At 66.7% G+C, this 23,196-nt stretch carries 26 protein-coding genes; 17 read left to right on the forward strand and 9 right to left on the reverse strand.

Annotation, left to right across the window (positions count from 1 at the left end; genetic code table 11):
* Together Q0R23_RS10835 and Q0R23_RS10840 are read left to right on the forward strand one after the other, a co-directional pair.
* Positions 1-489, forward strand: a 489-nt coding sequence (locus tag Q0R23_RS10835; RefSeq protein WP_293912946.1) for a glycosyltransferase, incomplete at its 5' end; no start/stop codon positions are given.
* Positions 490-512: 23 nt separating this feature from the next.
* Positions 513-1,694, forward strand: a complete 1,182-nt coding sequence (locus Q0R23_RS10840; RefSeq protein ID WP_293912947.1) for a polysaccharide deacetylase family protein — start codon at positions 513-515, stop codon at positions 1,692-1,694.
* Between the two features lies 1 nt (position 1,695).
* On the opposite strand, the gene Q0R23_RS10845 is transcribed toward Q0R23_RS10840, so the two are convergent.
* The 3 genes from Q0R23_RS10845 to Q0R23_RS10855 form a co-directional block, all read right to left on the reverse strand.
* Positions 1,696-2,736 carry a C39 family peptidase gene (locus Q0R23_RS10845; protein ID WP_293912948.1) on the reverse strand — a complete coding sequence of 347 codons (1,041 nt, stop codon included), beginning with the start codon at positions 2,734-2,736 and terminating at the stop codon, positions 1,696-1,698.
* Between the two features lie 70 nt (positions 2,737-2,806).
* Positions 2,807-3,310: a DM13 domain-containing protein gene (locus Q0R23_RS10850; protein WP_293912949.1), complete on the reverse strand. Its 504-nt coding sequence runs from the start codon at positions 3,308-3,310 to the stop codon at positions 2,807-2,809.
* 58 nt (positions 3,311-3,368) lie between these two features.
* Positions 3,369-3,932, reverse strand: a complete 564-nt coding sequence (locus tag Q0R23_RS10855) for a YceI family protein (protein ID WP_293912950.1) — start codon at positions 3,930-3,932, stop codon at positions 3,369-3,371.
* A gap of 148 nt (positions 3,933-4,080) precedes the next feature.
* Here Q0R23_RS10855 and Q0R23_RS10860 point away from each other — a divergent pair, with 148 nt between their 5' ends.
* Positions 4,081-4,785, forward strand: coding sequence for a sigma-70 family RNA polymerase sigma factor (locus Q0R23_RS10860; protein WP_293912951.1), 705 nt, complete (start codon positions 4,081-4,083; stop codon positions 4,783-4,785).
* 2 nt (positions 4,786-4,787) lie between these two features.
* Entirely contained in the window at positions 4,788-6,053 is a 1,266-nt protein-coding gene (locus Q0R23_RS10865; RefSeq protein WP_293912952.1) for a hypothetical protein, read from the forward strand.
* A gap of 128 nt (positions 6,054-6,181) precedes the next feature.
* Here Q0R23_RS10865 and Q0R23_RS10870 read toward each other — a convergent pair whose 3' ends face one another.
* The 4 genes from Q0R23_RS10870 to Q0R23_RS10885 all read right to left on the reverse strand — a co-directional run bounded on the left by Q0R23_RS10870 (position 6,182) and on the right by Q0R23_RS10885 (position 8,789).
* The gene (locus tag Q0R23_RS10870) at positions 6,182-6,796 is read right to left on the reverse strand and encodes a GNAT family N-acetyltransferase (RefSeq protein WP_293912953.1); all 615 of its coding nucleotides are present in this window, start codon (positions 6,794-6,796) and stop codon (positions 6,182-6,184) included.
* Positions 6,793-7,554, reverse strand: coding sequence for an NAD-dependent deacylase (locus Q0R23_RS10875; RefSeq protein WP_293912954.1), 762 nt, complete (start codon positions 7,552-7,554; stop codon positions 6,793-6,795). Before Q0R23_RS10875 ends, Q0R23_RS10870 begins: the two co-directional genes overlap by 4 nt.
* Positions 7,555-7,622: 68 nt before the next feature.
* Positions 7,623-8,123 carry a DUF3105 domain-containing protein gene (locus Q0R23_RS10880; RefSeq protein WP_293912955.1) on the reverse strand — a complete coding sequence of 167 codons (501 nt, stop codon included), beginning with the start codon at positions 8,121-8,123 and terminating at the stop codon, positions 7,623-7,625.
* A 48-nt stretch (positions 8,124-8,171) separates the two neighbouring features.
* The gene (locus Q0R23_RS10885) at positions 8,172-8,789 is read right to left on the reverse strand and encodes a WD40 repeat domain-containing protein (protein WP_293912956.1); all 618 of its coding nucleotides are present in this window, start codon (positions 8,787-8,789) and stop codon (positions 8,172-8,174) included.
* A gap of 57 nt (positions 8,790-8,846) precedes the next feature.
* Between Q0R23_RS10885 and Q0R23_RS10890 the strand changes: the two genes are divergently transcribed.
* The 4 genes from Q0R23_RS10890 to Q0R23_RS10905 all read left to right on the forward strand — a co-directional run bounded on the left by Q0R23_RS10890 (position 8,847) and on the right by Q0R23_RS10905 (position 12,117).
* Positions 8,847-9,743, forward strand: a complete 897-nt coding sequence (locus Q0R23_RS10890; protein ID WP_293912957.1) for an MBL fold metallo-hydrolase — start codon at positions 8,847-8,849, stop codon at positions 9,741-9,743.
* Between the two features lie 109 nt (positions 9,744-9,852).
* Positions 9,853-10,545, forward strand: a complete 693-nt coding sequence (locus Q0R23_RS10895; protein ID WP_293912958.1) for a Dps family protein — start codon at positions 9,853-9,855, stop codon at positions 10,543-10,545.
* Between the two features lie 61 nt (positions 10,546-10,606).
* A complete protein-coding gene (locus tag Q0R23_RS10900; RefSeq protein WP_293912959.1) occupies positions 10,607-11,173 on the forward strand; it encodes a DUF4385 domain-containing protein in 567 nt (188 codons plus the stop codon).
* A 191-nt stretch (positions 11,174-11,364) separates the two neighbouring features.
* Positions 11,365-12,117 carry a DUF6683 family protein gene (locus Q0R23_RS10905; RefSeq protein WP_293912960.1) on the forward strand — a complete coding sequence of 251 codons (753 nt, stop codon included), beginning with the start codon at positions 11,365-11,367 and terminating at the stop codon, positions 12,115-12,117.
* 19 nt (positions 12,118-12,136) lie between these two features.
* Here Q0R23_RS10905 and Q0R23_RS10910 read toward each other — a convergent pair whose 3' ends face one another.
* Positions 12,137-12,463, reverse strand: coding sequence for a hypothetical protein (locus Q0R23_RS10910; RefSeq protein WP_293912961.1), 327 nt, complete (start codon positions 12,461-12,463; stop codon positions 12,137-12,139).
* Positions 12,464-12,896: 433 nt separating this feature from the next.
* Between Q0R23_RS10910 and Q0R23_RS10915 the strand changes: the two genes are divergently transcribed.
* From Q0R23_RS10915 to Q0R23_RS10925, 3 genes are all read left to right on the forward strand, one after another.
* Complete coding sequence (locus Q0R23_RS10915; RefSeq protein ID WP_293912962.1) at positions 12,897-13,394, forward strand: DcrB-related protein; 498 nt, start codon at positions 12,897-12,899, stop codon at positions 13,392-13,394.
* A gap of 156 nt (positions 13,395-13,550) precedes the next feature.
* A complete protein-coding gene (locus Q0R23_RS10920; RefSeq protein WP_293912963.1) occupies positions 13,551-15,521 on the forward strand; it encodes a hypothetical protein in 1,971 nt (656 codons plus the stop codon).
* Positions 15,522-15,858: 337 nt separating this feature from the next.
* The gene (locus Q0R23_RS10925; RefSeq protein ID WP_293912971.1) at positions 15,859-16,494 is read left to right on the forward strand and encodes a metallophosphoesterase; all 636 of its coding nucleotides are present in this window, start codon (positions 15,859-15,861) and stop codon (positions 16,492-16,494) included.
* A 277-nt stretch (positions 16,495-16,771) separates the two neighbouring features.
* Here the strand turns inward: Q0R23_RS10925 and Q0R23_RS10930 are convergent, their stop codons facing one another.
* Positions 16,772-19,177 (reverse strand): phosphodiester glycosidase family protein, encoded by a 2,406-nt coding sequence (locus tag Q0R23_RS10930; protein WP_293912964.1) that lies wholly within the window; start codon positions 19,175-19,177, stop codon positions 16,772-16,774.
* 313 nt (positions 19,178-19,490) lie between these two features.
* Here Q0R23_RS10930 and Q0R23_RS10935 point away from each other — a divergent pair, with 313 nt between their 5' ends.
* The 6 genes from Q0R23_RS10935 to pdxY form a co-directional block, all read left to right on the forward strand.
* The gene (locus Q0R23_RS10935; RefSeq protein WP_293912965.1) at positions 19,491-19,976 is read left to right on the forward strand and encodes a roadblock/LC7 domain-containing protein; all 486 of its coding nucleotides are present in this window, start codon (positions 19,491-19,493) and stop codon (positions 19,974-19,976) included.
* 102 nt (positions 19,977-20,078) lie between these two features.
* Entirely contained in the window at positions 20,079-20,669 is a 591-nt protein-coding gene (locus tag Q0R23_RS10940; RefSeq protein ID WP_293912966.1) for an ADP-ribosylation factor-like protein, read from the forward strand.
* A gap of 25 nt (positions 20,670-20,694) precedes the next feature.
* Positions 20,695-21,120: an ACT domain-containing protein gene (locus Q0R23_RS10945; protein WP_293912967.1), complete on the forward strand. Its 426-nt coding sequence runs from the start codon at positions 20,695-20,697 to the stop codon at positions 21,118-21,120.
* Positions 21,107-21,808, forward strand: a complete 702-nt coding sequence (locus Q0R23_RS10950) for a hypothetical protein (protein ID WP_293912968.1) — start codon at positions 21,107-21,109, stop codon at positions 21,806-21,808. Before Q0R23_RS10945 ends, Q0R23_RS10950 begins: the two co-directional genes overlap by 14 nt.
* 24 nt (positions 21,809-21,832) lie before the next feature.
* Positions 21,833-22,681, forward strand: a complete 849-nt coding sequence (locus tag Q0R23_RS10955) for a M55 family metallopeptidase (RefSeq protein ID WP_293912969.1) — start codon at positions 21,833-21,835, stop codon at positions 22,679-22,681.
* A 144-nt stretch (positions 22,682-22,825) separates the two neighbouring features.
* Positions 22,826-23,196: pyridoxal kinase (gene pdxY / locus Q0R23_RS10960; protein WP_293912970.1), on the forward strand; the 371-nt coding region annotated here is incomplete at its 3' end.

Consider the following 23,196-nt stretch of genomic DNA (forward strand, 5'->3'; position numbering starts at 1 on the left):
TTGCCGCTGCTGCTCATCTCCGGCGGCGGGCAGGGCCTCTACCGCAGTCTGGAGAAGGTGGTGAACGCGCTGGGCCAGTTGGGGCGGCGGGTGCAGGTGCTGGTGCTGGCCGGGGCCGACCGGGTGGGCATAGAGCAGCAGGGCGGCGCCACCGTTCACCGGCTGGGCTTCACCACCGATTTTCCCGAACTGCTGGCGGCTGCGGATCTGGTGGTGGGCAAGGCGGGCGGCCTGACCGTGGCCGAGGCGACCACTTTAGGCGTCCCGCTGGTGATCTACGACCCGATTCCCGGCCAGGAGGAATACAACGCGCAGTATCTGGTGAACAAGGGCGCGGCGATCTGGGTCAGGGAACTCCACCGCCTGCGCCCCGCCGTCTTGCGAGCGCTGGACGAGGGCGAGCATGCCCGCCTGAGCGCCGCCGCCAGAGCGCTGGGCGTACCGGACGCGGCCCAGCGGGCGGCGAAGGCCATTCTGGAGCGCGTCTGAAGCGGACGTGGAAGGGCGCGGGTGTGCTCCTCGCCGCCTTCATCGGCCTGCCGTATCTGCTGGTGCAACGTTTGGGGCTGGGCGTGGTGCGTTCCGGCCACTGGAAGCGGCCCGGCGTCGCCCTGACCTTCGACGACGGCCCCGACCCGGCCACCACCCCCGCCGTGCTGGACGCCCTGGAGGCCGCTGGCGTGGTGGCGACCTTCTTCGTGCTGACGCCGAGAGCCGGAGCCCATCCCGACCTGATCCGGCGAATGCGCTCGGCGGGCCACCAGGTCGAGCTGCACGGCGTCCGGCACCGTCACGCCTGGCTGCGCAGCCCCTGGGACGCCTACCTGGACGTGGTGCGCGGCGCCTCCGAGCTGGAAACGCTGACCGGACGACGCCCCACGGTTCACCGCCCGCCGCACGGGGCGTACACGCTGGCGGTCCTGCTCGGTCAGCGCCGCGCCAATCTGACCAGCGCCCACTGGGACGTGGACGCCCGCGACTGGCTGGCCGGACAGGTGCCCGCCGAGATCACGGACCGGGTGCTGGCCCGGCTCCACCCCGGCGCCGTAGTCCTGCTGCACGACGCGGGGCCAGGTGCCCGCATCACCGCCGCTGCCCTGCCCGGTCTGCTGCGCGAGCTGTCGGCGCGGGGCTACAGCGCCGTTCGTCTGGATGAACTGACCGGCGCCGCGCCGCTGGGTTTATATGGTCTGCCCCGGCGCCTGGCGGGCGTCTTCGATACCCTGTTCGACCACCTGGGCGGGGTTCGCCCGCTGCTGGGCCGGGCCGACTCGCTCTACCGGCTGGCGCGGGTGCCGTTTGCTTTCGGGGGCGTCACACTCTCAGACGGCACTCTCGTCAGGCGCGGCGCCCCGGTGCTCGAACTGCACGTCAACAACCCGCTGATGGTGGACACCGGCTTACTCGCCACCCTGCGCCGCTCGGTCAGCCGGGAATTGCCGCTGCTGGCGCGTGAACTTGCCCGCCGCCCCGACTGGCAAGGCGTACAGGCGGTCTGCTGCACCAGCACCCTGAGCCCGCTGCTGGAGCACATGGGCTTCGGGACGCTGCCGCTGCCGCGTGCGAGCCGCTGGCGCCTGACGATCTGGGCAACGGTGCTGCGGCGCGTGTACGGCAGCCGCGCCCGTGCCCCGGAGGCTCAACTCAGCATCCTGAGTCGGGAGAGCTTTCTGAAGCGGTACGGCAAGCCGTAAGTTAGAGCTGCCTGAGCGCCTGCGCCGCCCGATCAAACCCCGGTCTGAACCTCAGCGCCGCCTGGTAGTCACTCTGGGCTGCGCTCGTCTGTCCCAGCGCGGCGCGTGCCCGGCCCCGCCAGTACAGGGCTTCCTCGTGGTCGGGGGCGTCACGCAGTACGGCGTTGGCGATCTCAACCACCTCGGCGGGGCGGCCCACCCGTAAGTACGTCTCCAGCATCCCGAACTGGTACCAGCTCATCCGCCAGGGCAGACCACCGACCACGCGGGCCGGGCGCGACTTGTAAAGCTCCGCAGGAGAGGGGTCCAGCGAACGGTCGAGCGGCGCGGCGCGGGCGCGGTCATAGGCTCTGGCTGCACCCCTGGCGTCCCCGACGTGCAGTTTGGCGGTGCCGAGGTTGAACCAGGCGAAGGCGTCCTGCGGGCGGGTCTGTGTCTCGCTCTGAGCTGCCCGCAGGGCCAGGCGCCACTCGTTGCCCGGCACTGAGCGTTCGCCCAGCAAGGCGTTCAACTGCGCGAGCTTGTTTTTGGGCACCACCACCAGATAGGTTCCGCCAAAGCCGCGCCACAGCTTGCTCAGTTGGGCATACGGCATCCGCACCTTGGGGCCGTAGAAAGAGTCCAGGGCACGAAATTCAGCGGCTCTGTCGTCGTAGCCGGTCACCAGGCGGTAATGGCCCATGCCGCCCTCCTCGCCGGTCACGAACCAGGTTTCTATGATCACCGGAAACCCGGCGGCGACCAGGGATCTCAGCAGCGACGGCGTGCCCGCCACGCCGGAATGCACCGCGTAGCCCTGCTTGCTGGCGTAACTGGCCATCTCGCCCGGCCCCACGTTCTTGTTGGGCTTGAGCACAGGCGCAATGACAGCCTGGGTCTGGTTGCCGCCCCAGACGCTCATGGCCATGCCGATGGTGACCGGGCCGCAGTTGTTCAGGCGCTGATACTCGTGGCGCATACCAGTGAGCAGCACTTGTGAAGGGAGGGCACAGGCCAGCGGTCCACACGCCAGCAGCGTAAAGAGAGGCAGGGCGACACGCATACCCCGCATGTTGCCCTGCCTTCATGGATTCCGGCTGAGACGCACTCCAGCCTGTATGCTCGGTGCTCGTCTACTTCAGCGGCGCACTGGCAAACGCGGTGCTGACCTGATCGCACCACAGCACCACGGTGTTGAACTTGGCCATGTTTTTACCGAGGGTCTGGGCGCTGACGGTGAATTTGGCGTCGCCGCTGAACTTTTTCAGGGTGCCGACAGAGACGTACTTGCCCGGCACTTTTAGCTTGGCGCTGTCTTTCAGCACGTCGCCCTGATATAGCCAGACTTTTAGGTCCGGGGCGGCCTCGGTTTTCAGGCCGGTGATGCTCAGCACGTACCTGGCGCCGACCTTCTCCCAGCTCACCTTGCCCTGGGTGGGCGCCGCCAGCGATTTGAACTCGCCGCGCAGGCCCATCATGGCGCCGTCTTTCATCGTTCCGTCGTTCATGGCGCCGTCTTTGTGATCCGTCATGGCCGGGTCGGCGGAGGAGGGCGTGGTGCTCTGGGCCAGGGCGACCGTGCCGGTCAGGGCGAGCAGGCAGGTCAGGCTCAGGGCGGACAGATGGCGTGCGTTCATGGTGTTCTCCTTGGTCGAGCAGGGATGAGAGGCGAGGATTGTGCGCGAGGGAAGCCGGTTACTGCGGTGCCAGCGTAAAATTCACCTGCACGTCGGTGCGGGCGTCGGCGCCGGGAATGCGGATGCCGAAATCTCTCAATGTGACGTTGAAGGTGGTCATGACCGCGATCTGGCCCGACGCGCTGCGAAGGGCGGTGATAGGCGCCCTCAGCGGCTGGCTGATCCCTGCCAGGCTGAACACGCCGCTGACCTGTCCGCTGACGCTCTGGCCCACCGGCAGGCTGCCGATCCCGCTGAGTTGCGCCAGCTTGAAGGTGGCGGCGGGAAAGTCGGCCACCTTGAGATAGTTGCGGGCGTGTTGGTCACGTAGCCCGATACCGGTGCCCAGCGCGCCGAGCGGCACCTGCACCAGGCCGCTGGCCTTGCCGGGATGGGCCGGATCGAGGTCGAGCTGAGCATTGACTGCACTCACCTGACCGGGCACCGGGATGAACGTGACGCGAAAGTTGAAGTGGGCACCCGTCGCCGGGTTGGGGATACTGGTGTATCTGGCGGCGCTGGCGCCCAAAGGTAGGGTCAGGGCCAGCAACGCCACCAATGGGCGCTGCAACGATGTATTCATAGGCTGTTCTCCTTTCTGCCGAGAAGTACGCCCGGGTCTACACCAGGAGTTCATTCGCTGGTTCAAGAGTTGTCTAGCTGGGTTTCGTCGAGTGCTCGCGTCTGAACTTCCTGCCTGGCAGCGGCGTATCTGTCAGTAGGAGACGTGAATGCTGAGCATGCCGGTGGCGGTCAACTGGACCAGAAGACGTAAGTGGGAGGGGCAAAAACCTGTCGCCAATATCCGGAATGCTACCTTGAACCCGATGTCGAGCCAGGAGCAGGGTGGTCCCAGCGACGCCGAACTGATCGCCCGCTTCGCCCTGCGCGACGAGGCGGCGCTCGGCGAGTTGTATGACCGCTACAGCGCCGCCGCCAACGGCCTGGCCCTCTCGATTGTGCGCGAGGCGGCGCTGGCCCAGGAGATCGTCCACGACTCGTTTCTGAAAGTCTGGGCCAGACCCACGCTGTTCGACCCGCGCCGGGCGGCCTTTTCCACCTTTATCCTGACGGTGGTGCGCCACGCGGCCATCTCCAGGCTCCGGGGCGTCAGGTACACCCTGCCGCTGGACGACGAGGAAGGTGCGCCGCTGCCGCTGGCCGATCCCCGCGTGGACCTGCTGGAGCACACGGAGCAGCGGCAGCGTGCTGAGCGCGTCCAGGCGGTACTGCGAGAGCTCAAGCCCGCCCAGCGCGAAACCGTCGAGCGGGCGTACTACCAGGGCGAAACCCGCGAAGCCATTGCCGGGGCGATGGGGGTGCCGGTGGGCACGGTCAAGAGCCGACTGAAGTACGCCCTCGACAAGCTGCGCGGTCTGCTGGGCGAGGATTTCGAGGACGACATTCCACAACTGCACGGCGGGGAGGTGAAGTGAAGATGACGGGTAGCAGCGATAACCTGAGCGACTGCCAGCGCTGTGAACTGGAGCTGGGCGCCGTGCTGCTGGGTATCGCCGACGCTAGGGCGGTGCGTTTCGTGAAGGCTCATCTGCCCGGCTGCCCGGAGTGCTCCCAGGTGGCCTTGGATCTCCAGGCGACCATGACTGACTTGCTGTACGTCGAGCCGGTTGAGATGGCCCCCAGTGCTCGCAATGCCCTGCTGGAGCGTGCCCGACAGGTGCCGCTGGAGGCAGAGCAGATCAAGCTGCCAGTCGACATTCAGCCGCTGCCGGACCAGGTTCTGAACAGTGTTGGCCGTCCGTCCCGTGCCCGGCCTTCCCGCTGGGGCGCCTGGATCGCTACCGGGCTGGGTCTGGCCGCCGCGCTGGGGCTGTTTGTGCCTCGCTTGAGCGCTGGCCCCGACATCCGGCAGGCCGACGTGGTGATCAGCGCGGGCGACTCGTTGGTGCTGGCCCGCAGCGAGAACAGCCGGTATCCGCTGGTGATCCGCACGGCGAGCGGGCAACTGCGCGGTGTCGAGCTGGCCCAGGCCCGGCCCGCCTGGTACACCGAGGGCGTCTACAGCGGTGGCAAAGCCTATCTGCTCGACGCGGCCAACGAGAGATTGGTGGTCCTCAATGTAAATCAGGGCAAAGTCGAGCGCACCTATCCGGCGCCGGGCGGCGCGGCGGGGCTGGCGGTTAATGATCAGGGCATCTTCGTCAAGTCGGCGGCGAGCGGGGAAATGCGGCTGTTCAGGGGCGAAAGTTGCGTGGTCACGGCCATCGGCCAGCCTGCCACCATCCCTCAGGCCGACTACATGGACGCCGTGCTGGCGCAACCGAACCGGATTCTGACCACCCAGCACGTCAGCGGGCAGGTCGTCGCCCTTTCAGTGGACGGCAGCCGGGTGCTGGCGCGCTACCAGGTCGGCGGCGCTCCGGTGGGCCTGGCGAGCTGGCAGGGCCGCACGCTGGTGCTGGATGTGCAGGGCCGCCTTCTGGAGCTGAATGCCAGCGGTCAGATCACTCGGACCCTGGCGGTGCCCGGCCACCCCGACAAGTTCAGCTTGATGGGTGACCACGCCTACCTGACCGACCGGGGCGGTAGGGTCAGCGAAATCGATCTGGTGGGTCTTACCGTAACGCGGCAGCGCACCTTCGGCAAGCCAATGGACATCGTAGCCCTGCCGGACGGGCGCCTGGCGCTGGCCGACGCCACTCGCGGCCTGGTGATGCTCAGGTCCGATCTGAGCGAGCTGTGAAGCCGAGTGCGAGTGAATATGGTGCCGTGCGTCAATCAATCGAGGGTTGTCATCCTGAACGTAGTGAAGGATCTCGCCGTTGAACGACGAGGCTCGCCGTAAAGCTCAGCATCACGTCCAGCCCAGACTCAGCGCAGGTCGTAGCCCAGGGTATACAGCCGGTCCTCGAAGTTTTCCAGCTCAATGAAGCCCAGGTGGCGGTAAAAAGCCAGGGCGCTGGGGTTGAGCGTGCCCACGCCCAGATGCACGCCCGGCACGCCGACACTGCGAAGCGCGGCCCAGAGGGTCTCCATCAGGGCGCGGCCCAGGCCCTGGCCCTGGGCTTCGGGCAACAGATCGATGTGCAGGTGGGCCGGATAGCGGGGCAGCCACTCGCCCAGCGGCGCACGGTAGCCTGCCTGAATCAGCCGGTGGGCGGCGGCGTCGCGGCCCTTGTCGGTGCTGTCCGGGCGCGGGTAGAGCGGGCGCAACACCGAGAACCACCGTTCCTCGCTCTCGGCGGCGAAGCGCAGGCTGTCGGGCACGCCCAGCACGTAGCCCACCGCCCGCTGCCCGTTGTCCACGACGAAGGCGAAGCCCGGCTCCAGCGCGATGTACGGCCCGGCGTAGCGGTGGCCCAGCACCCAGGGGTCGTGGTAGTGATCACGGGCGTCCTCTCCCGCGTCGCCGGTTCGCAGACAGATGTCGTAGATGGCGGCCAGGTCGGCGGGCGCGTAGGGCCGGAGGGTCAGCGGGCTGGTCATACGTAATCCTCCAGCAGTGCGGGCAGCACCTGGCTGGCCCGCCCGGCGAGTCTGAGCGTCACCAGGGCGCTGATCGGCGTCTGGTCCGGGTTGATCTCGGTGACGGCGCCGCCGCCCCTGAGCGTCAGCAGCGGCAGGCTGGCCGCCGGTTCCACCAGGCTGCTGGTGCCGATCACCAGCGCCAGATCGGCCTGGGCAAAGGCGAGCTGAGAGGCTTCCAGCGCGGCTGAGGGCAGGTATTCACCGAACCAGACCACGTTGGGCCGCAGCGTTGCGCCGCAGACCGGGCAGGGCGGGGGAGCGGTGGCCTCGCCGGGCCAGGGCTGAACGTGGGCGCAGCGCTCGCAGCGGGCCTGGGCCAGATTGCCGTGCAGCTCGATCAGGCGCTCACTGCCCGCCCGTGCGTGCAGCCCGTCCACATTCTGGGTCGCCAGCAAAAAGCCCTCGCCCTTGCGGCGTTCCAGCTCGGCCAGGGCGGTGTGGCCGGGGTTCGGCGCGGCGGCCTGTACGTCGCGGGCGCGTCCGGCGTACCACTGCCAGACCATCTCCGGGTCGCGGCGGTAGGCGGCGGGGCTGGCCAGGTCTTCGGGCCGGAAGCGTGCCCAGTGGCCCGTCTGCGCCTCTCTGAAGGTGGGAATACCGCTCTCGGCACTGATTCCGGCGCCGGTCAGCACGGCCACGCGCTCAGCGGCGCGGATCAGCTCGCGGGCTCGCGCCAGATCGGACGGGTTCAGCGCAACCGGGTCCGGCTCGCTCATGGGGCGTCCTTTTTCATGGGGGGTTCATGGGGGTTCACGGGGCGTCCCTGTTCATGGGGCGTCCGTGTTCACGGGGCGTCCTGGGTGCCGCCGAAGCCGCCCGCGCAGGGCTGCCCGGCCTCCGGCACCGTGTCGGCCCCGGCATAGCGGCCCAGGAAGCGTTTCAGGCGTGCGTCGCGGCCACCGTCCAGCGCCAGTTGGGCGTTCCAGGCGCTGACCATCACCGGGGCGAGCTGGCTGCGCTGCGGTGAGAGCAGCACCTGGGCGTTGCCTTCGGCGGTGCCCCGAAGGCTGCTCAGCTCACCGGGGCTCAGATCGGGGCGGTAGGTCACCCACACCGCGCCGCGTGCCAGGCTGTGAACAGCGTACTCCGGATAGATCGGCGCCGCGTACACGCCGCAGGTCTGCCACAGCGGGCTGTAGGGGCCGCCCGCCGGGGGTGAGCGCTCATAGCCGATGGTCCCGCTGCGCACGTCGCCGCCCACGTAGGCAAACGTCTGCACGTTCGCCAGCGGGTTCGAGCAGGCGGTGAGCAGCAGCAGCGGTGCGAGCAGGGCCAGGCGGGACATGGGGTACAGGCTAACAAACTGGGAGGGAGAATGCGCCTCCATCACGGTTCAGGGACTTGCTGGGGAGGCCGTGCGGCAGCCCAGCACCTGTGTGGCAGGACTGCTGATGATTTTGCGGAGCGCCGGGACCGTGTACAGTTCGACCACCCGGCTCACGTCGGAGTCGCCGCCGATAGCGTGGTCGTCGGTGGTCTCGATGCACAGCGTGCTGCCGGAGAACGCTGAGGCGTTAATGTTGCCGAAACTGACCTTCCTGAGTCCACCGGAGAGGTTCCAGACGCGCACGGTGTTGTCTCCGATGCCGACCAGGTAACGGCTGTCTCCGCTCCAGAAGACCCGCCTCACCACACTGTCTTTCAGCTCGCTCAGGTGACCATTGGCGTCTACCAGGAACACCGCCGCGTTCCAGTACTTGTAAGCTGAACCGAGGTAATGCACCACCGTCGCCTTGCCGTCGGGTGAGACCTGATTGGTCGCCACATAGTCGTATCTGAAAGCCTCGTCCAGATCGGTCTGCACCTTGGGGCCGGGGACGAGGACGCTCTGAGCGTTCGCCGCCGTCACGGTCACGGCCAGTTTCGGATCATAGGCAAACCCGTCCTGAGCAGCGCAGAGGCCGCTGAAACCCAGGCATACCGCCGACAACAACGCGACTGAACGAGGCATGGCTCACAGTAGAGCATCCGTCATCAGGCCGACTTCGGCCACCGGTACACTCCACCTGTGCCCGACCTCCTGCCGCTCGGCCCCGGCGCCTTCCTGTTTCCCGCCGCCGTCAATTCGCTGGTGCTGTGCCAGGGCGACGCTCAGGACGGTGGCGTGTTGATCGTCGATACCGGCCTGGACGACGCCCACGCCCGCAAGCTGCTGCGTGCCCTGGCGGCGCAGTCGCTGACGCCCAGCGCCATTCTGAATACCCACTCGCACGCCGACCACCACGGCGGCAACGCCACCATCCTCAAGTCGTTTGCGGGCCTGCCGATCTACGCACCGCCGCTGGAAGCCGCCATCATCGCGCACCCGCTGCTGGAGCCGGTCTACCTCTACGGGGCGCATCCGCCCGCCGAGCTGCGCGGCAAATTCCTGCTGGCTCCGGCCAGTCCGGCGCAGCCCATCCAGGCCGGAAAGGCGGTGCTGGGCTGCGTAGATGTCGAGCTGATCTCCGTGCCCGGCCACGCCTCGCAGATGTACGCCGTGCGGTTCGGAAACGTGCTCTACGCCGCCGACGCCCTGTTCGGCCCGGAGAGTCTGGCAAAGCACCCGCTGACCTTCTGCCTGGACAGTGGGGCCATGAAGCGCAGCGCCCAGGGTCTGCTCGCGCTGGAGGGCGTCTGGACGGTGGTGCCGGGCCACGGTGAAGCCACCTCCGACCTGGCTGGACTGGTCGCCGCCAACCTGGCCGCCTTCGGGCGCGTGACGGACGCCGTGCGCGGTTCCCTGCCTGGCAGTGTGGACGACGTGCTGGCACGGGTCTGCGCCGAGCTGAAGGTCACCATGACCACCCCCGGCGCCTTCGTGCTGAACCGCAGCGTGGTCAGCGCCCACCTGGCCGAGCTGGCGGGTTCGGGCGAGGCGACGTTGCACGTCGAGGACAATCGCCTGGTATTCCGCGCCGTCTGAGCCAGCGTCTACATCAAATCCTCACCTGGCCTGAAGCAAAGCTCCACAAGTAAAGGGGCGCTTACCGCCGCGTCATCTGCTCATGAGCGCGGCGGAGATACGGTAAACCATGACCAGAAAAAGCCCCAAAACTGCCGACAACCCCAAAACTGCCGACAACAACGTCACTCCGGCTCCAGTTAAAGCGGCGGCCAAAGCGCCGGGTAAGGCCAGGGTGAGTGCGGGCGCCGCGCCGCTGCCCCAGGCCCCAGCGCCCGCTCAGGCGTCGGTGGGCAAGCAGACCGACGCCGCGCACGAGAAGGGCGAGTTCAATCAGCTCGTCAACCACCATTATCTCAGCGAGGAGCAGTTCGGCGTCGTCTCGGAGACCTTGCAGCGCAACCTGGCGACCAGCATCAGCCTGTATTTGAAGTTCAAAAAGTACCACTGGGACATCCGGGGCCGCTTTTTCCGCGACCTGCACCTGGCCTACGACGAGTTCATCGAGGAGGTGTTTCCCAGCATCGACGAGCAGGCCGAGCGCCTGGTGGCCCTGGGCGGCAGCCCCAAGAACGCCCCGGAAGACCTCTCGCGCTACAGCGTGGTGAAGGTGCCCATCGAGACCGTGCGCGACGCCCGCGCCCAGGTCAGCGACCTGGTGAACGACCTCAGTCGCGTCGGCAAGGGCTACCGCGACGACAGCGGCGCGGTGGACGACGCCGAGGACCACGCCACCGCCGACATGTACAACGGCTACGCGGCCACCATCGACAAGATTCGCTGGATGCTCCAGGCCATGATGGACGACGAGCAACTCAACTGAAGACGGATGCACTCAGGGCGGGGGAATGACCTCCGCCTTTTGCGTTGCCGGAGGGGGAATGATGCCCGAACTGGATGAGGCCGCCCACCAGCGCTCGCTGGACCGGGAGGCGCTGCGCCGAAGGCCGCCGGGCGATCCCCGCAAATTTGACTACAGCCTCGATTACGCCGCGCTCGATCTGCGTGCCCGGCCCGAACTCTACCGGGTCGGCGTGGGCGAGCAGGGCGTGCTGCGGGTGCAGCCGTACAAGTCAGAGCTGCTGCCCCACTGGCGCTTCGCCACCCCGGAGGCGGCGCAAGGGAGCAGCGAAACGATTTACCAGATGTTTCTGGACTACCTGGTCGCAGGCGATTTCGTGGGCGCCGACATGGCCCGCAAGTTCCTTCAGATGGGCTACACCCGCTCGCGGAGATACGCCAACCACAAGGGCGGCAAGAAGTACGACGGCCCTGTACCCGGCGACCTGAAAGGCGTCAGCGGCGCACATGGCCGCGCCGAGTTGCCGCGCAGCCCGGAAGACCCCGTGAAAGCCGAATCGGCCCGCATCTTCCGCGTCAGGTGGGACGAGGCGGCGGCCAACCCGGAGTACGTGCGGCTGAAAAAGGCGCACCAGGCGAAGTACGGTTAGGTCAGGACAGTTGAAATGTTCCTCCCTTTCAGGGGCTGTTTGGAAAGCCAGATCAAGAATCAGGTAAATCCCGTCCACAAGCGCACAACACCCCCTTCCCACCTGCGGGGGACTGCACCATTCCTCCACACCCGACTCAGGGAACTGGGTTACTCTGCGGTCAGTTCACTGCCCAGATCACTGGAGAACGCATGTCTACCCGCACGGTATTCCGCTTCACGGCCCCAAGCCGCGCCCTGATCCTCGCCCTGCTGCTGAGCGCCGCGCCCGCCTCGGCCCAGGCGGTAGGCGGCAATGCGTCGAGCCTGTCGAGCTCGATCTTCAAGCTGATGAATCAGGTCGGCCCGGCTCCGACGACCCCGACCAAGGGGCAGACTCCAGCTCCGGTTACGCAGACCCCGGCGCCCGTAATCAAACCCGCTGCCCTGAATTTCAAGGTCTCGCCCGCCGTGCGAAAAAAGGTGATCGACAATTTCGTGGCGACCATCACCGAGGGCAGCCCTGAATCCGGCGCGGAGTGGAACAAGCTGTTCAAATCCAGCGACGTGTTCGCCGAGATCGACAAGCAGGTCAAAACCATGTTCGGGCTGGGCACCACCAACCTGGCCGACACCTGGGCGGTCTACTGGAGCTACGCCTGGCTGATGACGCGCAGCCGCACCGACGACCCCACCAGGGCACAGATTTCCGGGTTGCGCAACCAGTTTCAGCCGCTGCTGCTGGCTATTCCCAGCGTCGCGGCCCTGAACGACGCCCAGAAGCAGGAGATGTCCGACACCCTGCTGCTGCAAGTCGCCCTCTACGGCGTGCTGGCCGAAGCCTGGAAGAACGACCAGGCCAGCCGCGACGACTTCGGCAGCGGTCTGGTGAGCGGCACTAAGCAGATGGGGTTGGACCTCAGCCTGGTCACGCTGACCGACAAGGGGTTTACGGTCAACAAGTAGCGCTGTCAACAAATAACACTCACGGCTTGCCGACCCGCCTGAGCCAGTTGCCGCCGATGTTCAGGCGCTCGCCCAGCGTCGGGTCGCCCTTGTAGAACTGCGGCGGCTGGGCATACACGAACAGCCGCTGCACCCGGCCACCCTCGAAACTGAGGGTCAACCAGTTGCCCGCCAGTGTGTAGCGGCCCTGGCCCCCGTCCTGGCGGCTGGAGCTGCCGCCGCTGGCACCGCCCCCGGTGATCAAACTGGGCGAGATCAGCGTGCTGCTTGACGAACTGTACTTCCAGCTCACCTGACCGTCGGTGGTGAAGCGGTAGCCGCTCTCCAGCGAGTTGTAGACGCCCACCCCGCCGCCGATCAGGCCGCCTGCCGGGCCGCTGCCGGTGTCGGTGCTGTAGATTCCGGCCAGCGATTTGGGCGTCAGCGGTGCTCATACGGATTCCGGCCAATCCGTTATATTTTTGGAATCCCACCAAAAATATAACTCCGATCAGAACCCGTATTCTGTTCCTACTCCCGCTGGTCGGGATGAACAGAACATCACTGTTCATCCGGAATCCGTATCAGGTATTCTAGAACATCAATCGAAAAGGCCTTCTCTTTTTGACCGACTGGGATTGGCCGACTGGGAGGAGTGAATTCAGCAGAGTGTTGGGCATGATGGAGCTGACGAGAGGCAGCTATTTTGGCAAATGATGACCAATGCTTCAGCCGACCCGGCCAGACTGTTCACGGCCCGGCTCACTTGATTCAGGTGGGGCGGGCGTTAATCTCTGGACATGAATTCAAAACTTCTGCCCGCCCTGCTCGCCGCCTCACTGTTGTCAGTGGCTGGGGCCGAGTACGTCAGCGCCCAGTACGGCTTCAGTGCCACCGCGCCCAAGGGCTGGAAACAGGTTGACCCTCCGGGCGTGGTGGTGGCTTTCACGGCTCCGAGCGCCACGGCTGGCTTTTCCACCAATATCAATGTGGCGGTGCGACCTGTTCCAGCAAACATGAGCCTGGCCCGGTACACCGTCGTGACCAATGCCGCCCTGAAGCAGGTCATCACCGAGTACAAGCTGCTGGGTTCACGCGACATCACGCTCTCAGGCAAGCCGGGTAAGGAGCTTATGTTCAGCGGAAAGCAAGGGAAATTCACGCTGTATTTCATTCAAAACTTTGCTTTTTCAAACGGCAAAGTCTACAGCTTGACCGGAACCACGCAGCTCGAAGATAAAGCTGGCCTGGCCGAGCCGATGGCGACGTTCGCACGCGGCTTCAAGATCAAGCCTTAAAGCATCTGTCAAAAAAGCCTCTTCTTTCTGACTGAGGGGGGCTTCTGACTGAGGGGGCTGACTGAGGCGGCTGACCGAGGGGGCAGGCGCGTCCGTTCTGCCCAATGCTTCAAAGCCCACCTTGCTGCCCTACCGCTCACGTCCTGCGGAGGTTTTATGATCCAGCGCCTGACTGCCCTGCTCCTGCTGCTGCTCACTGCCCAGGTGGCCGCCGAGAAGATCGGCAGCGTGAGTTTTACCGCGCCGCCCGGCTGGACGGTCAAGCTGGGCGAGGCCGTTGCCACCCTCACCCCGGCGGGCGGCGCAGCGGCGGGTATGATCCTGCTGATTCCCGATCAGGTGGTGTCTGGCGACGTTCAGACCTGGTTCGCGGCCACCGTCAAGTCCCTGTCGAGCGACGGCCAGATCACCGAAGACAGTGACCCCCGGCAGATCACCTCGGCGTCGGGCCAGCCGCTGATTCTGAAGGCGCTCAAGATCAAGACCGCCCAGGCGGTGCAGACCCGGACCTACATGGCGGCCCTGAATGGCAAGAAGGCGACCCTGTACGTGCTGGTGACGACCAGTGACGCGGCCCTGAAGTCCGGCCAGGCGGTGCTGATCGCCCTGGTGAACTCCACGGCTGCGCCCCAGTCCACTGCAACGCCCGGCACGGCCCAGACCAGTCCTGCGCCCACCGCCTCCGGCTCGCTGCTGGGTAAAAAGGTGGCGCTGCCAGACGTAAAGCCCATGAACGCCGCCCAGTTCAGAGCTTCGGGCGGCGACCCCGAACGCGCCACCATCCCCGACGAGTTTCGCTGCTACCGGGAACAGGCCAGTGGCAGCCTCAGCCCTGAGCTGATTCTCCAGATACTGCCGGGCGGCCAGTACCGCACGCCGTATGGGGGCGGCAGCTACGTCATCAAGCAGGACGGCTCGCTGACCAAGACCGACTGGCGCGGTGGCCCGCTGGGTGGCAGCTACGGCTACTTGAACCTGGAGAACCACGGCCAGCGCCTGAGCCTGAACAACGTCGGCGAGGGCGTGCTGGAACGCAGTCTCAGCTTCGAGTGCTACCAGCGCGGCGGACTGGAAAACCTGATGCTGGCTCAGTTCAGGCGCCGCACGCCTGCGCCCGGCACGTATCCCTGTGTCAAGGAAAAAGGCAGTGGCCAGGCAGCGGGCACCATCGAGATTTTGCCGGGCGGCGCGTACCGCTACGGCGGCCAGACCGGGCGCTTCACCACCGACATCCGCAGCGACCAGAGCGAGGACTGGGGCAAGCTGGAATTTACCGGCGGCGGGCTCGACGAGGCCATCGGCTCGTACCTGCCCAGGGACGGCGGGCTGCGCGAGGTCAGCATCTACCGCCCCGAACTGAGGTGCCGGGCCATTTTCAAAGACGAGCCGCTGCCCGTCTACGGCACGGCCAGAGCGCCCGCCCCGCCGGGGGGCAGCGGCGGCCTGAGCGGCGGCTGGGCGGGCTGGAACGTGGACGTGGGCGGCTCCTGCGGTGGGCTGTGCTGGTCGTTTTACTTTTTCGACAAATCCGGTTACGTGTATACCCACGAGCCCGATACCGACCTGGCAGACGCCGACTGCTCGCGCACGTATCCCAACGGTCTGCCCATCTGCGAGGTCTACCGTGTGCAGGGCGGCAGTCTCGTGATTGGCAACGACAAGCCGGAGAAGCTGGAACAAGTCGGCGGCGAACTCAAGATCGGCGGGCAGCGCTACCAGGCCATCGTGCCGCTGAGTGGCCTGAAACTGAATGCCAAATACCAGGCCAGCAGCGGCTTCGGCAACGCCATGAGCACCACCGTCAGCTCGTTTCAGAGCAGCTACAGCTTTACCGGCGCGGGCAAATTCGTCTACGGCTCCAGCGGCGGCGTGATGTCCACCACCACCACCACCGGCACACCGCAGGGCGAGATCACGGGCGGCGTCACCGCGACCAGCCAGAACGGCAGCAGCGGCGCTTACCGCTTTGTCGGCAACACCCTGGAACTCAGGTATCCGGACGGTCGCACGGAAAAGCGGTTCGCCTTCGCGCTGCCGGGCAAGGACGGCAAGCCCAACCTGGACCTGATCCGCATCGGCGGCTCAAGTTTCACTGAACCAGACCGCACCGGGCCGGACCGGAAGTGACCCAGATGTGGGGCAGGCCAGGTGCGCCGCGTTTCTGCCTGGCTGAGCTTCGGCGGCGGGCGAAACCGTAGCCGTCACCGCTTTACCGTCTGGACAACTTGGACAATTTCCCACGTTGCTTAGGGGCCGGGGTCTATACTTCTGGGACTAAAGCCCTTGAGTGACAACCCAATAGATACGCCCGGCGGTTGACGCAAAACGGTGGCCCCAGGGTCGCCCCAGACATGCTCCGGTGATCCGGGCAGGAGCATTCACCATGACGACGGTTTCCACTCCCAGCGCGGTTTCCCATCTGCCCACCCTCACGGGGCCGGGCGGGGCCGCGCCACTGCGGGTGATGGTGGTGGCCGATATGGTTCACCCGTTCGTCTACCGCAGCGGTTTTCCGCAGGGCCTCCCTGAGATTGACCTGGTCTTGTCAGCCGGAGATATTCCGGGGTACTTTCTGGAATTTCTGGCGTCCACGCTGCCGGTGCCGGTGGTCTACGTGCCCGGCAACCACAACGACGAGTACATCAACGAGGGCGAGGGCCGCAAGCTGCCGCAGGGCGTCATCAACGCGCATGGCCGGGTCGTTACTGCCGCCGGGCTGCGCGTCGCGGGCTGGGGCGGCGTGCCCCGTTACCGCGAGGGCGAAAACCAGTACACCGACTCGCAGGCCCGCTGGGGTCTGGGCAAGCTGGGTCTGCGCTCACGCGGCGGGGTCGATATTCTGCTGACCCACGCGCCGCCTGCCGGGCCGCACGCCGGAAGCGACTACGCCCACCGGGGCTGCCCGCAGATCAGCGCCTTCATGGCCAGGCGCCACCCCAAGCTGGTCGTCCACGGCCACATCCACGAGTACGAGGGCAAAAAGGTCAGCTACACCGACGAGGCCAGCGGCGCCCAGGTCATCAACGCCTACGGCTACCACATCCTCGAACTCGCCCCCCAGGAGCAGCGGGTGCTGACCAGGGTGGGCGCGGGCGACTGAGCAGGGGAGACGACAGCGCTGCACCGAACAACGTTGTAACGAACACCGCTGCACCGAACACCGCTGTGACGAACACCGCTGCCAGGCCCCATCTTTCCGGCGGCGGTGTCTGCTGATCCCCCTGACGTCTGTACTTGAACGCCCCGCTGGACCTAGAGCAGATGTCATAAAAAGGCCCTTTTTATGACCGAGCGGAGCGAGTAGTGTTGACTGAGCAAGGCGCAGAATGGAGGCGCGGGGAGGCTGTTTTCCCCGTGGCGTCATTCGGAGTACTGCTCTATTTGCCCCTGTTCGCCCGCGCGGCCTGCGCGCCTTCCACCGGCACCAGCACGATGGCGTTGGGCACCGGGCGACTCCAGACGCTGTTGAGGTAGCCGCCCGTGCCCAGGTAGCCGCCCGTGACGAACACGGTGGCGCTCGATCCGCTGTCGAGGCGCAGGGCGTCTTGTACCCCGGCGCTGTGCAGGGCGCGGGCGAAGGTGTCGGGCGTGCCGAATTCCAGAAAAGCCAGGGTGGGTTGCCCTTTATAGACGGCGAAGGCCACCTGGCGGGTGGGCCGCCACACCCCGCTGAGGACGTTGAACGCCTCACGCCCCGGATTGAGCACGATTTCTCCGCCCTGAAGCAGCATCGGCCCGGCGCTCAGGCCCTCGCGGACGCCCTGCCAGGGCTGGAGCTGGTAATTCAGCGTGGCGCTCAGATCGCTGCCGGGCGTGCGGGGCAGCAGCGGAAAACGCGCCGGGTCGAAACTCAGGCTGATCAGTCCGGTGGCCGGAACAACGGCGCCGCTGTCGGCCCTGAGCACGCTGCTGGCCGCCGTGTTGAGCGTCAGGGTGCTCAGATTGGGGCCGCCCACCGCCGTATGACCGTCGCCGACGAAGGCGGTCAGCAGGTTCGGGTTGGAGTGCGCCGAGATGGTGTTGACGTTCAGGCTGCCAAACGCGCCGCTCAGCGTGTAGCGTGGGCGCGGAAAGCCGAACAGCGGCTCGCCGGATTCGGTGAAGCCCACCGTGCCGCGCCGCTCCAGGCTGGCGGCCAGCAGCAGCCCGTTCGCCGCCACGAAATCGACGGGCAGGCTGCTGGGCGGATCGAAATAGCCGCCGTTGATCCCGGCCACGCCGCCGCTTCGGCGCACCAGCTCCGCCACGCTCAGGGCGCTGCCCACAGGCGCGGTGACGACGTGCGGAGCGAACCGCGCCGGGTCGAAGCTCAGCAGCGAGAGCCCGCCGAAGGTCCGCAGCGCCATGCCGCCCGGCAGCGCGTCTTCCTTGATGGGCGGCGGCACGTCGGCATTCAGGCCGGTGGCGGTGTCGATGACCAGCCGGTCCGGGTTGTCCAGCACCGTCACCTGACTCTGGCCTCCGTTCGCGTCGAGCCGCACCGTCACGCCACGGGCGTCGGGGGCCAGCGTCAGGGTATCGCCGCTCTCCAGGGTCTGCACCTCGGCGGCGGCGGCAGCACCCGGCAAAAACACCGTCACGCCGCCGCGCTCGTTGACGGCGCTGTAGCTGCCCGGCCCGCTGAGGTCGATCACCAGCCGCTGAAGCTGCACGTTGCGGACACGGCTCAGGCTGCTGCGCACGCCGGTCAGGCGCGGCCCGCTGGGAATCGGCTGGATGGGTGGCGGCGGTGTGGGTGGCGGCTGTGTCGGTGGCGGCTGGGTCGGTGTGGGTTGTGTCGTTGATGGCTGTGGGGTTGACGGTTGGGTCGGCGTCGGCTCGACGGGCGCAGGCTGAGCTGGAACAGTCGGGTCTGGACTCAACTGGGCTAGCGGCGTAGACCGGGCCGGGTGAGCTGGCGTCTTAGCCAGGTTGTTTTGTGCCGTACTCTTCGGTGTCGTCGTCAAGCTCACTGCTGGGTTCAGCGAGCCCTGACTGACAGCCGCTGCGGTTGAGCTGGGCCTGACTGGACTGATTTTGATTGGGCTGCCCGTCACGGGGCTGACTTTTACCGCGACGGCTCTGACGGGGCTGGCCTTGACCGGGTTGACGGTGATGCTTGCGGGCTCCGGTTTCAACGGCTCCGGCCTGACCGCTTCAGCTTTGACCGGCGCTGACTTGACGCTTCCAACCTTGGCCGGTTCCGACGCTGGCGCCAGCGGTTTGACCGCCCCAGGCTTGCTTGGCGGCGGGGTCAGTTTGACGGCGCCTCTGGGCGTGGTGCCGCTGGGCACAGCGTTTCTGGACAGGGGGGGCCGGGTCGCCAGTGGGGCAGGCTCTGCGCTCACCTCTGCGGTGGCGCTCAGTGGCAACCTGGCCAGGTCCGGCACCTCCACGGCCCGGCGACCTCCGGCCACGTTCAGGTGCTCGGCGTTGCCGCCCAGGGCCAGTCCCAGGGCACGCAGCACCTCCAGGGTCACGTGCAGGCTGCCGCCGCCCGACCCAGCCTCGCCGTAGCGCTCCGGGGCGCTCAGCGGGCGAGTAAGGGTAAAGCCGCTGGCCTGCCAGCCGCCCTGGGGGGTGTAGCGCAGGCTGCGCGGGCCGTAGCTCAGCCACAGGTCCTGTGCGTCGTTGCGGGTCTGCATGCCCAGGCGCGGCAAAAACCACACCGGCAACCCCTCGCGCTCGCCGCTCAGCAACTTGGTTTCGATCACCGGGCTGGTCGCCACGCCGCCGACGATCACCGGGCGTGCTCCGGCCACGCCGAGGCTGACCAGGCTGGCGGCGGCCAATAGCAGGGTCAAACCGGGCAGCAGTGTTAGACCCGGTGGCAGTGTTAAACCGGTACGGCGCGGGGAGTGCGGGCGCTTCACGTCGGGCAGTGTAACCGCTGGCCGCCCTGGGGACGTGAAGAGCTGCGTTCTCGCGGCGCGTCCGGGGTGCCGGGCCGGTGCTGGATCAGTGCCGATCTGGCCTGCGGACCGGCCCTTTTGTGGCCGTTATCTGCTGTTCCAGACGGACTCCGGCGGTTGCGTGGGCCACCTGGCGCGGCGCCGGTCCAGGGCTGGCGGCAATCTGTACGCTGCTTGTAAGACCACCCTTCCTATACTGCCTTCGATGATTGAGCCCTCTCTCGCACTGTACGGTGAATCCTTCGATCAGGTCGAGACTTACCTCGAAGACCTGCTTGAAGCGACCGGCGTCCGCTACTGTCTGCTCGTTGACCGCAAGGGCTTCGTGCTTTCACACAAAGAAGCCCTCTGGGCGCCGCGCCCTCCGGCTCTCGATTCGGTGGCCACCCTCGTCGCCTCCAACGCGGCGGCCACGGCAGCGCTGGCCAACATGCTCGGCGAACGCACCTTTTCCGAGCAGATCCACCAGGGCGAGCAGGGCGCCATCTACGTCGAGTCCGTCGCCGACGTGGCGCTGCTGACCCTCATCTTCGAGAGCAGCGTGCCCCTGGGCCGCGTCAAGCTCCACGCCAAGAAGACCATCGCCGCCCTGACCGTCGTGATGCAAAACCTCAAGGAAGCGCCGGTCATCAAGTTCGACGCCGATTTCGGCAGCAACGCCACCGCCCTGCTCGACGACCTGCTGGGCTGAGCCTGCCATGAGTTTCAGGCTTTCTTACGGAGTTCGCCTGACCGTCTCCGCCTCGTCCTCGCCCGGCCCCACGCCGAGCGGTCCCATGAAAAGGGGTATGCCTTGAGTACCATCAACTTCGCCGCCCGCGAAATCAACTGCAAGATCGTGTATTACGGCCCCGGCATGTCCGGCAAGACGACCAACCTCAAGCAGGTGTTCGCCAAGGTGCCCAGCCACCTGCGCGGCGAGATGGTGTCGCTGGCCACCGAGGACGAGCGCACCCTGTTCTTCGACTTCCTGCCGCTCGATTTGGGCTCGGTGCAGGGCTTCAAGACCCGCTTTCACCTCTACACCGTGCCCGGCCAGGTGTTCTACAACGCCAGCCGCAAGCTGATTCTGCGCGGCGTGGACGGCATCGTGTTCGTGGCCGACAGTGCCCCCAACCGCCTGCGGGCCAACGCCGAGAGCATGCGCAACCTCCGCGAGAACCTCGCCGAGCACGGCATCGACGTCAAGGAAGTGCCGATGATCCTTCAGATCAACAAGCGCGACCTCGATGGCGCCCTGACCACCGAGATGATCCGCGCCGTGATCGACCCGCGCCACGAGCTTCAGTGGCACGAGGCCGTCGCCGACCAGGGCCGGGGCGTCTTCGAGACGCTGAAGACCGTTTCGCGCCTGGTGTTAGAGCGCCTCGCTAAAGGGCAGTGAACCTCTGGCCCGTTACACTCCGGGCATGACACCTCCGTTAACGCTGTCCCTCCTGGGCGGTCCACACCCCACCGAATTTGCGGTGGCGCAGTGGCCGCCCAGCGCCGCTATGCCGCTCGATCTGGCCGAACTGGCAAGAAGCAGTCTTTTCAACCTGACCCGCACGCCCGACGAATGGTCGCTGGTCTGCCAGTCCGGTCTGCTTCCGGTGAACGTCAAGCACGAGTCCGGCTGGGTCGCCTTCAAACTGCACGGCCCCTTCGAGTTCACGCTGACCGGCATTCTGAGCGCGGTGCTCGGCCCGCTGCGCGGCGCCGGGGTGGGCATCTTCGCGCTGTCCACTTTCGATACCGATTACGTGCTGGTCAAAGGCGATCAGTTACAGACGGCCCAGGCGGCGCTGAGAACAGCGGGCCACACCCTGCTGGAAGAGAGCCGTGCCGAGTCCTGAACAGACCAACCCCCGTCAAACCAATGCCGAGAAACTCGCGGCCAGACTCGCCCGTGCCCGGCAACTGCGCGGCGTGGAGCTGGAGGAGATCCATTTCGCCGTGAATCCGGGTCAACCGCTGTGGCTGCCGACCTTCTCGCACGTCGACGAGCGCCCGGCAAACAGTCCGCTGGCCCCCGGCGAGGTCGTCACGCTGGAGGCTGAGGACGACTCCGGAGCCATCTGGTGGGTCGGCGTGCCGGATGGGGGCCGCAACCTCAACCCCAGCCGGTACGGGTCCACCCGACTGCGGCTGAGCTGCGCCACAGGTCGCCCCGAAGCCCTGAGCGCCCTGAGCGAGTTCCTGAACGCGAGCTGGTTTCACGATCTGGACGACCCCGGCTTCCTGACGGCGCTGGCCGCCATGTCGCCCGGCAACGGTGTGAATCTGCGTGACGAGGGCCTGGCAATTCGGGAACGTGAGGGCGAATGGGTCCACGTCTGGGCCGGGGAGTCGTATTTTGGGGGGGCCGCCCAGGCGCACGTCCTGATGAGCGAACTCAGGTCGGTGGCCGGGCTGTGCCTCCAGTTCTGGCATCTGCGGCAGCGCTTCGAGGCCAGGCTCCAGACCGTCCAGCACGAATCCGAGCTGCCCACCGCCGATGAGTTGCCCCGTTACCAGGCCGGGCATGGCTTCACGGGCGAGTAGGCCAGTGCGAGTAGGCTTGGTGTCATGAACGTCGTCATCAGCGTGGATATGGAAGGCGTGTGCGGAGTCAGCTCGTGGGTGCAGGTCAGCCCGCCGGAATTCGGGGGCCTGGTCAGCGGCGCCGGGTACGAACGTGCCCGCATTCAGATGACCCTGGAAGCGGGCGCCGCCGCCCTGGGTGCCTTCGAGGCCGGAGCTGGGGGCGTGACCATCGCCGACTCACACGATGGGATGCGCAACCTGCTCCCTGAGCTGCTCGATGAACGGGTGCGCCTGGTCACCGGCTACGACCGCCCGCTGAGCATGGTGCAGGGCGTCGAGGAGCCCGGGGTGGACGCTTTGCTCCTCGTCGGCTACCACGCCCGCGCCAGCACGGTGGGCGCCCCGCTGGCCCACACCTGGAACGGCTACGTGAGGGACGTGCGGGTGAACGGTACTCCGGCAGGCGAACCGTACCTCAACGCGCTGCTGGCCGCCCATTTCGGCGTGCCGGTGGTGTTCATCAGCGGCGACGATCAGGCGGTGGCGCAGGTGCGAGACCAGCTCGGAGAGCAGGTCATCGGCGTGAGCGTCAAGCGCGGCCTGAGCATGTTCAGCGCCGTGCATCTGCATCCCAAAAAGGCGCTCGAACTTATTCAGGCGGGCGCGAAACGGGCTGTCGAATCTGCCCGCGCCGCGCCCCTCCAGATCAGCTATCCCGCCAGTGTGCAGCTCAGCTTCGAGCACCAGGCCCGCGCCGACCAGTGCGAGCGCGTGCCCGGCGTGACGCGCCTGGACGCCATGACCGTCGAGTACACCAGCCCCGACGCCCTGCACCTGTTCCAGACCTTCCGGATGCTGTGCAAGGTGGCGGACGTGCGGCTGAACGGGTAGAGATGGGAAGTCGGAAGTGGGGTGTGGGGAGAGACGCGGGACGGTGGACGGGGTGGAGTTGACCGGGTGCAGAGAAACAGCAATCTCTGCCAGGCCATTCGCTGTTCCCACTTCCCCCATCCCACTTCCCTCTATCCTCAGATGATGACGACGCCAACGCTCCCCACCAACATCCTCTCGATTCAGTCCTGGGTCAGCTACGGCCATGTGGGCAACGCCGCCGCCGTGTTTCCGTTGCAGCGCCTGGGCTTCGAAGTCTGGGCCATTCATACCGTCCAGTTTTCCAACCACACCGGCTACGGAGAGTGGACCGGCCCGGTGTTCGCCCCCGAAGTGGTGGCCGATCTGCTCAGCGGCATCGAGGCGCGGGGTGCCCTGCCGAGTTGCGGCGCCGTGCTCAGCGGCTACATGGGCTCGGGGGGCACGGTGGGCGCCGTGGTGGAGGCGGTGCGCCGGGTCCGGGCCGCCAACCCGGACGCCCTGTACTGCTGCGACCCCGTGATGGGCGACGTGGG

The organism is Deinococcus sp., assembly GCF_025362455.1.
GTDB lineage: Bacteria > Deinococcota > Deinococci > Deinococcales > Deinococcaceae > Deinococcus.

Bases quoted from the DNA above. Each gene is read 5' to 3' on its own strand.
- Q0R23_RS10845 (WP_293912948.1), bottom strand. From the start codon at position 2,736: ATGCGTGTCGCCCTGCCTCTCTTTACGCTGCTGGCGTGTGGACCGCTG.
- Q0R23_RS10850 (WP_293912949.1), bottom strand. From the start codon at position 3,310: ATGAACGCACGCCATCTGTCCGCCCTGAGCCTGACCTGCCTGCTCGCC.
- Q0R23_RS10855 (WP_293912950.1), bottom strand. From the start codon at position 3,932: ATGAATACATCGTTGCAGCGCCCATTGGTGGCGTTGCTGGCCCTGACC.
- Q0R23_RS10860 (WP_293912951.1), top strand. From the start codon at position 4,081: ATGCTGAGCATGCCGGTGGCGGTCAACTGGACCAGAAGACGTAAGTGG.
- Q0R23_RS10865 (WP_293912952.1), top strand. From the start codon at position 4,788: ATGACGGGTAGCAGCGATAACCTGAGCGACTGCCAGCGCTGTGAACTG.
- Q0R23_RS10870 (WP_293912953.1), bottom strand. From the start codon at position 6,796: ATGACCAGCCCGCTGACCCTCCGGCCCTACGCGCCCGCCGACCTGGCC.
- Q0R23_RS10875 (WP_293912954.1), bottom strand. From the start codon at position 7,554: ATGAGCGAGCCGGACCCGGTTGCGCTGAACCCGTCCGATCTGGCGCGA.
- Q0R23_RS10880 (WP_293912955.1), bottom strand. From the start codon at position 8,123: ATGTCCCGCCTGGCCCTGCTCGCACCGCTGCTGCTGCTCACCGCCTGC.
- Q0R23_RS10885 (WP_293912956.1), bottom strand. From the start codon at position 8,789: ATGCCTCGTTCAGTCGCGTTGTTGTCGGCGGTATGCCTGGGTTTCAGC.
- Q0R23_RS10895 (WP_293912958.1), top strand. From the start codon at position 9,853: ATGACCAGAAAAAGCCCCAAAACTGCCGACAACCCCAAAACTGCCGAC.
- Q0R23_RS10900 (WP_293912959.1), top strand. From the start codon at position 10,607: ATGCCCGAACTGGATGAGGCCGCCCACCAGCGCTCGCTGGACCGGGAG.
- Q0R23_RS10905 (WP_293912960.1), top strand. From the start codon at position 11,365: ATGTCTACCCGCACGGTATTCCGCTTCACGGCCCCAAGCCGCGCCCTG.
- Q0R23_RS10915 (WP_293912962.1), top strand. From the start codon at position 12,897: ATGAATTCAAAACTTCTGCCCGCCCTGCTCGCCGCCTCACTGTTGTCA.
- Q0R23_RS10920 (WP_293912963.1), top strand. From the start codon at position 13,551: ATGATCCAGCGCCTGACTGCCCTGCTCCTGCTGCTGCTCACTGCCCAG.
- Q0R23_RS10925 (WP_293912971.1), top strand. From the start codon at position 15,859: ATGGTGGTGGCCGATATGGTTCACCCGTTCGTCTACCGCAGCGGTTTT.
- Q0R23_RS10935 (WP_293912965.1), top strand. From the start codon at position 19,491: ATGATTGAGCCCTCTCTCGCACTGTACGGTGAATCCTTCGATCAGGTC.
- Q0R23_RS10945 (WP_293912967.1), top strand. From the start codon at position 20,695: ATGACACCTCCGTTAACGCTGTCCCTCCTGGGCGGTCCACACCCCACC.
- Q0R23_RS10955 (WP_293912969.1), top strand. From the start codon at position 21,833: ATGAACGTCGTCATCAGCGTGGATATGGAAGGCGTGTGCGGAGTCAGC.